Below are 11741 nucleotides of genomic sequence, written 5' to 3' on the forward strand. Positions count from 1 at the left end.
CGCAAATACTCCGTTTCAAATCAGGATCATACCAGGCAAGCGGCCATGATGGGGTGCAGGTCGGGCAACTGGTCCAATCGCGCGATATCGGCGATCAGGGTCACGGTTTTCGCGCCACCCAGCACCGGATCGACCAAGGCGGCGAATTTGGCTTCCAGGCGGCGCCCCTGGTTGGCGACATCGATGGCCGGTACGCCGGCATCATGCTGGGCGGTGAACGTCGATCCGTCGCGCAGCGACAGCTCGATCTCGCTGAACGTGTTGGGGACGCCGGTACGCAGATCGAGTGAAACCTTGTCGCGCAAGCTTACCAGCACCGGGTCAGCGGCGACCTGGTCGGAATAGCTCGACAGACGGCTGGTATCAACCCCGGCCAGCCCCATCGCGGTGGTCAACCGCAACGAGAATTTTGCCTCCAGGCCGGTGCGGGGAGCGGGAATGTTGCAGATCCGATCACAGGATTCCTGCACTCGCAGATCGATGCGCTCAACCTGGTCAGGCGTGAACCGGTGCTGTTCGCGCAACTGCCTGGCCGATTCGATAGCAGCATGAGTCATGTAGCACGCGGCGTGATACTTGAACAAATTGGCGGCGATCCACCATCCGCCGGGCGGGGTCTCCAGCGCAAGTTGCGGGTTGAAGTCAGGGCTGTGGGTGCGGGCGAACCCTTGGGCGCACTCGATCACGTCGGTGCGGCTGGAAAAGCCCCGGCCCGCCAGTTTCGCCGCCAGCAATCCGTGATGGGCGGCGGTGCCGGCGTGCAGCGGCTTGCACATCGTGCCGAACATCGACTTCAGGCCGGCGGCCTGGGTACCGGCGATGCCCAACGCGGTGGCGAAGCGGTCGGCGTCAAGCCCCAGCAGATGCGCGCAGGCCGCGGCGGCGCCGAAACTGCCGACCGTAGCGGTGGCGTGGAAGCCCTGCCCATCGTAGTGACCGGGCGCAATACAACGGCCAATGCGGCACTGCAATTCATAGCCCGCCACGAACGCCGTCAGCACCTCGGCCCCGCTGGCCCCGCGCTGCTCAGCCAGCGCCAGCAGCGCGGGAAGGATTGCCACCGAGGGATGCCCCGGCATCGCCAGGTTGACATCGTCGAAGTCCAGCGCATGGGCGGCGGCGCCGTTTACCACCGCCGCCGACGCGGCAGGCAGTCGAGCCGGATGCCCGAACACCACGGCTTCCGGCTTGCCGCCCTGTTCCTGCATCTCCGCAAGCAGGATCAGCACCAGTTCGTCAGCCGTCCCGGCAATGCCGCAGCCGATGGTGTCGAGCACGCACTGCCTCGCCCAGCATCGGATCGAATCAGGAATATCATCCCAGCGCAGCGATCGCGCCTGTTCGCTGAGCGCACGGGTCAGCCCCGCGCCGGACTTGATGTCGCTGATCGCGTTCATGGTTTTCCTCCGGTTGGCCGCCGGTCGTTGATGTTTGGTGATAGAACAGGCGCGTGTTCAACGCCCCTTGTAAACCGGTTTGCGCTTTTCGTTAAACGCCCGGATGCCCTCGCGGCGGTCCTCGGTCGGCACCAGCCGGTTATAGGCCTCGATCTCGAACATCATCGCGCTGCGCAGGTCGGTGTTCAGCCCGACATCGACCGATTGCTTGATCTGGCGGGTGGAGATCGGCGCGTTGGCGGCGATCACGGAGGCGGTCTCCAGCGCCTCGGCCAACAGCGTTTCCGGCTTGCAGACGCGGTTGACCATGCCCCATTCGAACCCCTGCTGGACCGAGAACGGCCGTCCGGTCAACAGCACCTCCTTGGCTCGGCGGCCGCCGATGGCGCGCGGCAGGTTCTGCGTGCCCCCGGCCCCGGGCATGATGCCCAATGTGACCTCGGTCAGCGCGAAGCGGGCGTGTTCGGCGGCGTAGATGAAATCGGCGCACAGCGAAATCTCCATCCCCCCGGCATAGGCAGCCCCGTTCACCGCGGCAATTATCGGCGTCGGACAGCCAAGCACGGCTCGGATCATGCGCTCGAAGATCAGATGCTGATCCTGCCATTGCTGGTCGGTCATGCCGTTGCGCTGCTTCAGGTCGCCGCCGGCGCAGAACGCCTTGACCCCTGCCCCGGTGATCACGACGCAGCGCTGCCGGTTCGGATCGGCGCAGAAGCCGTCGAACACATCCAGCAGGTCGAGCCCCATCTGGGTGTTCATCGCGTTGGCCACCTCGGGCCGGTTCAGCGTCACCAGGACAGTATGTTCCTGCGGGAATTCCACAGATACGGTCTCGAAGCTTTTCATTGTTCCAGAGCCTGCATGATCAAACGGATGAAAGTGTCGATGGCGCTGGGATCAGTCCAGCGCAGCACCGCGACCAGTTCCTGCCGCGGCGCCACCCAGGTCAGGTTGCCGCCGGCGCCGGAGGCGAAGAAGCTGGTCTCCGGTGCGCTTATGTAACGCCCGCCATTGGTGTTGAGCCACCACAACAGTCCATACACCGGATTCAGCGGGCACGGTTGCAGCGATTCACCAATCCAGCCGCGCGGCAGGATGCGCCGTCCGGCCCATTCGCCCCGGCGCTGCATCAACAGGCCGATACGAGCCTGATCCTCGGCGTGGATCAGCATGCCGCCACCCCAATGCGTGCCGCCCGACACGCTCTCGATCATCCGCCCGTCGATCTCCACCGCGGACGTGCTGTAGCCATGCCACGACCAGTCGCGGGACGCCCCGATCGGGGCCATGATGCGTTCGGCGAACACCTCGGGCAGCGGGCGGCGAAACCGCCGCAGCAGCGCCAGGCTGAGCCGGTTGACGCGCACGTCGTTGTATTCCCAGTGGCTGCCGGGCGGTCCCAGTGTGCGGGGCTCGCCCTTGCGCGCCTTGCCCTCCAGCCCGATCCGGCGATGCCAGTCGATGCTGTCGGACTTGCCAAACAACTCGCCCTGCCATTCCGAGGTATGCTGCAGCAGATGCCGCCAGGTCACCGCGCTATTCTGATCGCTATCGAAACCACCGTCATCGACCGTGCGGCGCACCGGTTCGTCGAGATCGCCGATCAGCCCGTCCATCACCGCGATCCCGGCCAGCAAACTCAGGTAGCTCTTGGCGGCGGAGAAGGTGAAATCGACCTGGTCGGTGTCGCCCCAACTGGCAATCTTGAAGCCGCGTCGCAGCACCAGGCCGTTGGCCGGTCCGCGCGGTCGGATCGGTCCCAGCAACCGGTTGAACGGGGGTGGTTCGAAGAAGCCGCTTTCCAGGTGCAGGCGCAGATCGGTGGGCCACTCGGTCTCGTTCTCGGCGGCGAAGCGGCCGGCTTCCTCCAGCCACATCCAGTTCATGCCGGCGGCGTCGGCCGGCGCTTCCGGCCAGGCCTGGCCATGCGGCGGCGGCACGATCGATGGCAACTCCATTTAGCTTCATCCCTTCGGCAATGACGCGGACTATGGCGCCGACGCCAAGACGTGCCTAGACCATCCGCGGGCTGTGTCGGCTGGCAATCAGGAGACAACGCGATGAGCCTCTACCAGCGCCGTATCCTGCCGCATCTGGTGCATCTGGCAATGCGGCAGGACGCCTTGCTGGCATACCGCCGGCGGGTGATTGGCGCGGCCGAGGGCCGGGTGCTGGAAATCGGCATCGGTTCGGGCCTCAACCTGCCTCTCTACGGCTCCACGACCCGTTCGGTCATCGGTCTGGAGCCCTCGCCCGAGTTGCTGCGCATGGCGCGCGAACGAACCGCCGAGGCCCGCGTGCCTGTGCAGTTGCTGGAAGCATCGGCCGAGGCGATACCGCTCGCCACCGCCAGCATCGACACCGTGGTGACGACCTGGACGCTATGCACCATCCCCGACGCCCAGCGCGCCGTGGCGGAGTTGCGCCGCGTGCTGAAGCCCGGCGGCACATTGCTATTTGTGGAGCACGGCCGCGCGCCGGAGCCCTCAGTGGCGCGCTGGCAGGACCGGCTCGATCCGCTGTGGCGGCTTGTTGCCGGCGGCTGCCATCTCAACCGCGAGATCGACCGGCTGATTTCCGCCGGCGGCTTCCGGCTCGATAACTTGACGCACGCGCGGCTGGCGGGGCCGCGCACCCACACTTTCCTCTACCAGGGCCGCGCGCGACCGGCGTGACGGACGCCAGCGCGCCAGCACCGCCAGTCCGCCGCGGTGTCCACATCGGCCAAGGTACGAACGAAGCCGACCCGATGGCGGCGGAACCGCGTCAAGGTATCGGCCAGCGCGTGCCGGGTGGACCAGCGAGCGTTGCCGAACAGCTCCGCCGGGCGCCGCGGACCCAGTGCGATCAGCCAGTAGCCGCCATCCGCGGCCGGCCCGAACACCGCATCGGTTGTGCCCAAGACGCGGAACGCGGCGCGCGCGTCCGCCGAACCGGCATCCGGAATATCGCATCCGGTCAACGCCACCCGCCCCCGCCTGTAGCGCCGCAGCGCCCGCGTCATGCGGACGCCGAGATCACCCCGCCCCTGATCGATCCGATCGACGCGCACCGGCAGGCGCAGACGCATGCGATCCGGCGTCCCCGCCAGCACGACATCGAAGCTGCGGCAGGATTGCAAATCGCGCAGCAGCGCGGTCAACGTGGCGGCGTGGAACCGCAGCGCGGCGCGATCACCGATGCCGGCGGCGAGGCGGCGCTTGACCATGCCCAAACGCGGCACCTTGGCAAACACGATGACCGTGTCCCTCACCGATAAATCCGCTGGATCAGCCACGGCGGCACGCCGGCGAACCACAGAGCCAGGCACGCCAGGTTGCGGGCCGAGCGGCGCAGGTAGCCCTCGGTCTGCCATTTACGCGCCGAGGTCACCGCGTCCGCTGCCAGCGGCACCAGCCGGGCGCGGCCCAGGCGGCGCACCAGATCGACGTCCTCCATCAGCGGCAAGGCGCGCACGCCGCCCACAGCGCGCAGCAGGTCGCGGTGGATCAGCAGCCCCTGGTCGCCATACGGCAGGCCAAACCGCCGGTTGCGCCACGTCACCATGCGCTCCAGCCGCCTGGCCCGGCGGTCCGGGGTGTCCAAACGAAAGCGGAAGTAGCCTGCCAGACTCGGTTCAAGCTGGGCGGCGGCGCGCCAATCCGGGGCCAGCCTGGTGTCGGCGTGCAGCAGCAGCAGCCACGGCTGGGTGGCGGCGGCGACGCCGGCGGCGAGCTGGCCGCCGCGGCCACGCGGGGCGGTCAGCAGGCTGGCCCCGGACGCAGCGGCAATAGCGGCGGTGGCATCGCTGCTGGCGCCATCGACGACAATGACCTGGGCCACCCGGCCGATCGCGGCCAAGGTCGCTGCCAACGTCGCAGCGGCGTCCAGCGTGGGGATGATCACCGAGAGGTTGCCGGTGATCGGCGCCCCCAGGGACGCGCCGCCGGATGCGGCACTCAGTGCATCGGCAACGGAGTCATCAGGCCGCCCTCGGTCCATAGCGCATTCAGCCCTCGATTCAGATGATATGGGCCGCCGGTGGTGCGCTGGAAGATTTCGCCGTAATTGCCGGTCGCGGCGATCACCTTCGCCGCCCAGTCGTGCGCCAGTCCCAGCGCCTGGGCAGTAGCGAAATCGTGCCCCAGCAGTTGCTGAGCCCGCATGTCGCCGCGCTTGCTGGCCTCGGTGACGTTGCCTTGGGTGATCCCCAGCGCCTCGGCCTCGATCAGCGCGCTGACCGTCCAGTCGACGATCAGTCCGAAGCTCTGATCACCGTAGCGGAACGCCGGCACCATCGGGCTCAGCGCGAAATGCTCGGGCAGGAACACGAAGTCGGAGGTGCGGGCATGGAACTCGGCGCGCGATTGCGCCAGCCTTGTCTGCATCGCGGTGGCGGCGATACAGCGGTGAACCGCGACCGCGGCGTCCATCTCACCCTGTTCGGAATGGGTCATCAACGCATAGCGGATGCCGCGCGCGGTCATCTCGTCACGCAGCGTGCGCTCCGGCGCCGTCATGTCCAGCGCGCAAATCAGCTTGTCGCGCAGGCCGGCAAGATCGGTGATCCCGCTGCTCCGGGGCACCATGATGCGCTGCGCGTCATAGAACACCGCGGGGCCGAAGCCGACGCCGTATTGCACCGCGGTGGAGGAAGCCGGCGAGATCCCGACCGCGAGCTGGACCGCGTCCGATTTCACCGCGCCCAGCGCCTCGGGTTCAGCCGGAAAGGCCTCGATCTTGACGTCGTCCGGGGTGCCCAGGATCGCGGTGCCGACGGCACGACAGATTTCGCCTTCAAGCGCCGACAGGTTGCCGTGGATGTCCTGGCCGTTCCAGTCGTCAGCCGCCTGGATGGTGCCGCAGGTCAAATGATGGGCGGCACGCACCGACGCCAACGTGCGGGCATCGGGCGTTTGCGCACCGGCGGCGTTGCCGAACGCAAGACAGCCGACAAAGAGCACGCCGACAAACTGAAAACCTGGCAACAGCCGATTCATCGTTGGGTCCTGGTGATGCGAGGAAGCGACGCAAGCCGCGCCTGCGTCGCTTCGATTGTCGGTCCGATGGCGGAAGGTCAGGGTGTCCAGGTGCCCGAGGTCGGCGTGCCGGGCGATTGGGTCGGCCGTGGGTTCACGGAGACCGGATAAGGGTCGATCGGCTGGCCGTTCTGATACGCCTCCGGCGTCGGGAAGTCGGTCGGCAGCATGCCGATCGCCGAACAGGCGCCGTTGGTGTAGCCGTTGGGCGAATAGTTGGCGGTCGCCAGATGCGGCAGCGTGCTGATCTGATCCGATGAGAACGCCGCCAGTGACGCCGACAGCGGCGGCTTTTGCCCGCTCAGGATCTGGTAGTCGAACGCCTCGGTCAGGTCGCCGAGATCGTTGGCCGGATCATCCGATGGTCCGAGGTTAGGCTGACCCAAAGTCTCCGCCCCCAGCGCCTTGCCACGCACCTCGTCAGGCAGCGTCGCCAGCGGCACCAGGCCGAACAGCTCGTTAATGAATTTGATCACCGACCCATGCTCGCTGTACTGGTGCGAGATCTTGCCCGCTCGGGCATAAGGCGAGATCAGGATGGTGGGGATCCGCGGCCCGGCGGCGAGCTGCGAACCGTCGGCGAACTTGCTGCGAGCCTCGGGCGATACGTGGTCGTAGAACCCGTCGGTCTCGTCGTAGGTGATGATGATCGCGCTGTTGTCCCAATACGGGCTGTTGGCGATGTCGCTGATCGCCTTGGCGGCGAACGCCTCGGAGATCTGCTGATCCGAGTAGGCCGGGTGGTCGTCATTGCCCAGGAAGGCGTGCTGGATCGCCGGCGTCGGATCAACCGGCACCAGCCCGTCGTTGTTGTCGTAGCCGCCGCGCAGATAGAACACGCCGCCGCTGGCCGGCAGGGTGCGGTTCTCGACCGCCTGGAAGAAGTCCTTGGCGCCGTGCAGGTTGTTGTTCAGCACCTGCGGATTGTCGGCCAGATATGCGAAGTATTGCGGTGCGTTGTGATGCAGCACGTAGCCGGTGTTCAGCCCGGGATCGTTGGTCGGATTCGGGGTCGCGGTATTCTGCGGTTCATACGGGTCGGACGCGTCGGCGGCGTCGAAGCCCTGCTGATACCAGCCCCATTGCACCGTCGGGTCGGTGCTGGCCACGGTCGCTATGTCGTTCTGCACATCCAGCAGATCCGCCGCCGGATTCGGATCGGTGGCGATGATCGAATGGATGGTGTTGCCCATGAACGACAGCGGCAAAGTGGCGAACGTCAGGTTCAGGGTCGGATTATTGGGATCCTCATCGAAGTTGTACGGCGGCTTGACCGCGTTCTTGTCCAGGTTGGAACCCGGGAACGGACCCGGATCACTGACGATCGGGACGTATGCGTTGCTGGTGCTGGGCATCACGTTGGACCCATAGCTGGCGCCCAGCGAATTCGGGAACGATGGATTGGAATAGGTGACTTTGGCGCCCTGGTCGTTGTGCAACGCCCATTGCGTCTCACCCGATTGGCCGGCGATGATCGCGATCGCGTTCGGCGTCGACGGCCCGACGATGGTCTGGCGGAAGTTGTCGAACAGCACGAAGTTCTTGGCCCAGGACCACATGAACGGGATCGTGTCGCAGTCGATATGGCCGATATCGGTCTCGGCCTTCTGTTGCTGCGCCAGCGTGATGGCGGTCGGGCCGGACCCGTCGGGCTTGACGATGTTGCCGGAACCATCGGTGGTCAGGCCCTCTTGATCCAATGCGTAGCGGTCGTTGGCGGAAATCCCGGTGCCGGGATCGACATGCAGGCTGTTGGCCATGCCCTGGTGGCTGTGATCGACCGAGATCTCGTCCGCCGGGTAGATCGGCACGGTGCCCCCCGCGGTGCTGGTAACCGCCTGCGGCATCAGGAACGGCGAGATCTTTGCCACGTTCAGCGAGGTATCCAAGTATTGCTGAATAAAGCTGGGGGTTTTCTTGGCTGGCTTGGCACCATCCGGCGCGGTGAACAGACCCGTCGCGCCGGGGAAAGTGCCGAAGTAATGATCGAAAGACTCATTTTCGTGGTAGATCACGAATACATACTTAACCTTCTTGCGTAGTAAATCCACCTTCTGTGCCGTCGTCAAATGCTGCTCGGTACTTCCAGACTCATCCGCCAGCGTAGTCGTAACGTTGCCGAACATGGACAACAGGCCGAGAACGGCGCCCGTTGTTTTGAACAATTTCTTGCGGGTCATTGATAAGGACGGTCCTTCTGCGATTCCGGCGGCATCGAACCAGTCGATACCTCAGCTATGACCCAGCTTTAACTGAAGCCCAGCAAGTGCGTAATGCGCGGCGGGTGACACTTTGGTGAAATTGCCGCCCCGGCTGCCGTCAGATCCGCACCAGCGTCGCCACCGAGACATGCGGCCACCGAACGTCGTCGAAATCGAGTATCACCCGCTGCAGGTATTGCAACTGCATGAAGTGGCCGCCGTCGCCGTGCTCGACGGTTTCGATCCAGAACATCGCATCCATTTGCACGGCATTGGCGTTATTGGTGACAAACGGGATATTCAGGATGCCGCCGGCGGGCGCCGCAGTGGTGAGTTTGATCGCCACCGTGCTGACGATCGTTTGCCCGTCGATCTGCGCCAGCAGCACCTGGGTCGGATCCTTGATTGTGCTCGCGGCGTCCAGCCCGGGCGGCAGCCCGGTCGATGGCAGCGCGCTTTCGCGATACTGCGCCAGATAATGGGGATCGGTGACCGGATTGACCGGGGTGCTGGTCAGCCCGGCGATCACGCTACCCCGGAACGGTGTCGAGTCGACCGGGTCGATGGTGGGAAAGCCGGTGACCCGCCGGGCGAACACACTCTGCGCCAGCAGCGAATCGCCATGCGGGACAACCGCCTGGCGCACATAACTCGGTTCCGACACCGGGTCGCTGGTGGCGGGGACCCGCAGCCACAGCCCGGGCTCGATATGGATGCCGGAATTCGTTACGGTATCGGTGACCTGCTGTAGGTAGCGCAGCCCATGCAGGTTGACGTCGCGTTGACGCGAGCCGCGGTTCGGAATGTCACCGGTGATCGCGGTGAAGTCGAGGGTTTCCTGGGTGGCGTTGAGTTCAAGGAAGAATGGCGGGGACGACCCAAAGAACGGGCGCGGCGTGATATTGAAGCCGGCGCCGCGCCAACTGCCTTGCAACTCGCTCAGCAGTCCCAAGTTGGCGGCCACCTCGGAGTGCGGACGACCGGCACGGTGACCAGTCCGCAGCCACTCGGAAGACCGCACGTCGGCGATACTGGGAACGGCGGCGGAGTCGTCAGGCATTATTTGATCCTCCTTGGTTTTTCCGCTGGGTTTGTCTGCTGAACGCACCTCTGCTCAGGCCAAACGGAGCGGCAGCGCATATTGTGATCAGATCGGCCAAGTGTCGCTGTGAACTCGATCAATTGGCTGACATATTAACGAAAAGGCGCGATCTATCTCGATGCGGCGCACGTAGTGCTACTGTTGTTGTTTGTAGGTATTGAACCGCCAGCGGCTAAGCTTCGTTTGCGGATCATGTCGGCCGATCCGCCGGCTGAAGCCTTGGCTGATCGACGACCTCGGGCAACCGCCTGGGGTTGATTTCGTTCAACCTCGCAAAATAGTTTGCCGGGAATCCTGGCTACTTGATAGGGGTGACTCGATGATTCGTGGTCTGACACTTGCAGCGATCGCCTTGGCCCCGATCGCCTTGGCCCCGCTGGCGGCCAATGCGGCCGACCTGGACGGCGTGTCGATGCCCGAAACACGCGTCGTCGATGGCGTCAACTTGCGGTTGAACGGCATCGGGCTGCGCACCTACTCGGTGGTTGGAATCCACATCTACGTCGCCGGCCTGTATCTTGAGCGGCAGAGCGATAATCCGGACAGTATCTTGCACTCACCCGAACGCAAGCTGCTGGATCTGCATTTCGTCCACGATGTCGGCGCCAAGGATGCACGAGAGGCCTGGCAGGACGGTTTCGCCAGCAATTGCAAGCCGCCGGCGTGCTACCTGGATCCGGGCGATGTGCAGCGGTTTCTCGCCGCCGTACCGGCGGTGCGTCGCGGTGACCAGAGTTCGTTGTGGTTCACCCCTAAAGGCGTCAACGTCACGCTGAACGGGCGCCCGATGGGGCAAGTGAACGACCCGCACTTCGCCACCGCGATGTTGGCCACCTTCATCGGCCCGGTGCCGCCGAGCGAAAAGCTGAAGCGCGAGTTGCTGGGTAGCGGGAACTAGCTCTTCAGCGCCTCTGGATTGGTCACCCGCACCGGCTTGGCGTCCATGAAGGCCAGCGCGTTCTCGATCATCTGCGGATAGAAACCGTCCCACGTCTCCCGCACGCAGTATCCCAGATGCGGGCTCAGCACCGTATTCGGCGCCTTGCGCAGCGGGTGATCCGGCGGCAACGGCTCGCGGTCGTAGACATCCAGCGCGGCGACGATCTTGCCTTCGTGCAGCGCCCGCAGCATCGCCGCCTCGTCGACGATCGGCCCGCGTGAGGTGTTGACCAGGATCGCGCCGTGCTTCATCCGCGCGATATCGGCCGCGCCGAGCAGACCTCGGCTGCGCTCGGACAGCACCATGTGGATGCTGATCGCGTCCGACGTCGCCAACAACTCCTCCTTGGACACGCCCTTGGCGCCGGCGGCGGCGGCCTTGTTGGCGCTGAGGTTCGGGCTCCAGGCGATCACGTCCATGCGCAGCGCGCGGCCATAGGCGGTCATGTAGCCGCCCAGCTTGCCAAGCCCGATGACGCCCAGGGTCTTGCCGGCCAGGCCGATCCCGACCGGCACGCCCATCTGGAAGCCGCCGGCGCGGATCATCGCATCGCCCGCCGCCAGCCCGCGCGCCGCCGCGATCAGCAGCCCCAGGGCCAGTTCCGCCGTGGCCGAATCGTTGTATTGGCCGCCCTGGGTGGAACACACCGGAATGCCCCGGGCGGTGCAGGCGGCGGTGTCCAGCGAAGCGTTGCGCGCCCCGGTCATCCCCAGCATGCGCAGCTTCCCCAGCCGGTTGATCAGCGAAGCGGGCAACGGCGTGCGCTCGCGCATCGACAGCACGATGTCGAAATCCGCCAGCTTGGCCGCGGCATCGTCGGCGTCGGCAAAGGCATCGGCAAAGAACACCACCTCGGCTCGGCGTTGCAGCGGCGTCCAGTCCGCCGCGCCGCGCGCCACACCCTGCCAGTCGTCCAGCACCGCCACCCGAGTCGTCTTGGTCATCGCCGGCTCCTGCCCTGTCCAGGCTGCGAAACTGCGGCCAGCGAATCAATCGCGCAAGCCGGCCCAATCGGTGGTGAAGACGGTGGTTGCGGCCCGCGCCGCCGTCGTGGCATCTCGGGCAACAGCGGGAGAACCA

At 65.6% G+C, this 11741-nt stretch carries 11 protein-coding genes; 2 read left to right on the forward strand and 9 right to left on the reverse strand.

Annotated elements, in window-relative coordinates; translation table 11 throughout:
- Positions 1 to 26: 26 nt before the first annotated feature.
- The 3 genes from ACQY4T_RS19235 to ACQY4T_RS19245 are packed head-to-tail and all read right to left on the reverse strand — an operon-like array spanning position 27 to position 3358.
- On the reverse strand, positions 27 to 1397 hold the full coding sequence (locus ACQY4T_RS19235; protein ID WP_428533995.1) for an MmgE/PrpD family protein: 1371 nt from the start codon (positions 1395 to 1397) through the stop codon (positions 27 to 29).
- A gap of 57 nt (positions 1398 to 1454) precedes the next feature.
- The gene (locus tag ACQY4T_RS19240) at positions 1455 to 2246 is read right to left on the reverse strand and encodes an enoyl-CoA hydratase-related protein (protein WP_428533997.1); all 792 of its coding nucleotides are present in this window, start codon (positions 2244 to 2246) and stop codon (positions 1455 to 1457) included.
- Entirely contained in the window at positions 2243 to 3358 is a 1116-nt protein-coding gene (locus ACQY4T_RS19245; RefSeq protein WP_428533999.1) for a serine hydrolase domain-containing protein, read from the reverse strand. Before ACQY4T_RS19245 ends, ACQY4T_RS19240 begins: the two co-directional genes overlap by 4 nt.
- A 102-nt stretch (positions 3359 to 3460) precedes the next feature.
- On the opposite strand from ACQY4T_RS19245, the gene ACQY4T_RS19250 reads away from it, so the two are divergent.
- Entirely contained in the window at positions 3461 to 4075 is a 615-nt protein-coding gene (locus tag ACQY4T_RS19250; protein WP_428534001.1) for a class I SAM-dependent methyltransferase, read from the forward strand.
- On the opposite strand, the gene ACQY4T_RS19255 is transcribed toward ACQY4T_RS19250, so the two are convergent.
- The 5 genes from ACQY4T_RS19255 to ACQY4T_RS19275 form a co-directional block, all read right to left on the reverse strand.
- The gene (locus ACQY4T_RS19255; protein WP_428534003.1) at positions 4048 to 4653 is read right to left on the reverse strand and encodes a TIGR04282 family arsenosugar biosynthesis glycosyltransferase; all 606 of its coding nucleotides are present in this window, start codon (positions 4651 to 4653) and stop codon (positions 4048 to 4050) included. The two genes, ACQY4T_RS19250 and ACQY4T_RS19255, sit on opposite strands and share 28 nt — an antisense overlap.
- Positions 4650 to 5381 carry a TIGR04283 family arsenosugar biosynthesis glycosyltransferase gene (locus ACQY4T_RS19260; protein ID WP_428534005.1) on the reverse strand — a complete coding sequence of 244 codons (732 nt, stop codon included), beginning with the start codon at positions 5379 to 5381 and terminating at the stop codon, positions 4650 to 4652. Before ACQY4T_RS19260 ends, ACQY4T_RS19255 begins: the two co-directional genes overlap by 4 nt.
- Complete coding sequence (locus ACQY4T_RS19265) at positions 5339 to 6379, reverse strand: hypothetical protein (protein ID WP_428534007.1); 1041 nt, start codon at positions 6377 to 6379, stop codon at positions 5339 to 5341. Before ACQY4T_RS19265 ends, ACQY4T_RS19260 begins: the two co-directional genes overlap by 43 nt.
- A 77-nt stretch (positions 6380 to 6456) precedes the next feature.
- Positions 6457 to 8598 (reverse strand): alkaline phosphatase family protein, encoded by a 2142-nt coding sequence (locus ACQY4T_RS19270; protein ID WP_428534009.1) that lies wholly within the window; start codon positions 8596 to 8598, stop codon positions 6457 to 6459.
- Between the two features lie 139 nt (positions 8599 to 8737).
- The gene (locus ACQY4T_RS19275) at positions 8738 to 9679 is read right to left on the reverse strand and encodes a heme-binding protein (protein WP_428534011.1); all 942 of its coding nucleotides are present in this window, start codon (positions 9677 to 9679) and stop codon (positions 8738 to 8740) included.
- Positions 9680 to 10040: 361 nt separating this feature from the next.
- On the opposite strand from ACQY4T_RS19275, the gene ACQY4T_RS19280 reads away from it, so the two are divergent.
- Positions 10041 to 10619: a chalcone isomerase family protein gene (locus tag ACQY4T_RS19280; RefSeq protein WP_428534013.1), complete on the forward strand. Its 579-nt coding sequence runs from the start codon at positions 10041 to 10043 to the stop codon at positions 10617 to 10619.
- On the opposite strand, the gene ACQY4T_RS19285 is transcribed toward ACQY4T_RS19280, so the two are convergent.
- Entirely contained in the window at positions 10616 to 11605 is a 990-nt protein-coding gene (locus ACQY4T_RS19285) for a D-2-hydroxyacid dehydrogenase family protein (RefSeq protein WP_428534015.1), read from the reverse strand. The two genes, ACQY4T_RS19280 and ACQY4T_RS19285, sit on opposite strands and share 4 nt — an antisense overlap.
- Positions 11606 to 11741 lie beyond the last annotated feature (136 nt).

The sequence above is a fragment of the Rhodopila sp. genome, from assembly GCF_965277825.1.
Classification (GTDB): domain Bacteria; phylum Pseudomonadota; class Alphaproteobacteria; order Acetobacterales; family Acetobacteraceae; genus Rhodopila.

Coding starts and splice junctions, on each gene's coding strand:
- ACQY4T_RS19235 (WP_428533995.1), bottom strand. CDS start 1,397: ATGAACGCGATCAGCGACATCAAGTCCGGCGCGGGGCTGACCCGTGCG.
- ACQY4T_RS19240 (WP_428533997.1), bottom strand. CDS start 2,246: ATGAAAAGCTTCGAGACCGTATCTGTGGAATTCCCGCAGGAACATACT.
- ACQY4T_RS19245 (WP_428533999.1), bottom strand. CDS start 3,358: ATGGAGTTGCCATCGATCGTGCCGCCGCCGCATGGCCAGGCCTGGCCG.
- ACQY4T_RS19250 (WP_428534001.1), top strand. CDS start 3,461: ATGAGCCTCTACCAGCGCCGTATCCTGCCGCATCTGGTGCATCTGGCA.
- ACQY4T_RS19260 (WP_428534005.1), bottom strand. CDS start 5,381: ATGGACCGAGGGCGGCCTGATGACTCCGTTGCCGATGCACTGAGTGCC.
- ACQY4T_RS19265 (WP_428534007.1), bottom strand. CDS start 6,379: ATGAATCGGCTGTTGCCAGGTTTTCAGTTTGTCGGCGTGCTCTTTGTC.
- ACQY4T_RS19270 (WP_428534009.1), bottom strand. CDS start 8,598: ATGACCCGCAAGAAATTGTTCAAAACAACGGGCGCCGTTCTCGGCCTG.
- ACQY4T_RS19275 (WP_428534011.1), bottom strand. CDS start 9,679: ATGCCTGACGACTCCGCCGCCGTTCCCAGTATCGCCGACGTGCGGTCT.
- ACQY4T_RS19280 (WP_428534013.1), top strand. CDS start 10,041: ATGATTCGTGGTCTGACACTTGCAGCGATCGCCTTGGCCCCGATCGCC.
- ACQY4T_RS19285 (WP_428534015.1), bottom strand. CDS start 11,605: ATGACCAAGACGACTCGGGTGGCGGTGCTGGACGACTGGCAGGGTGTG.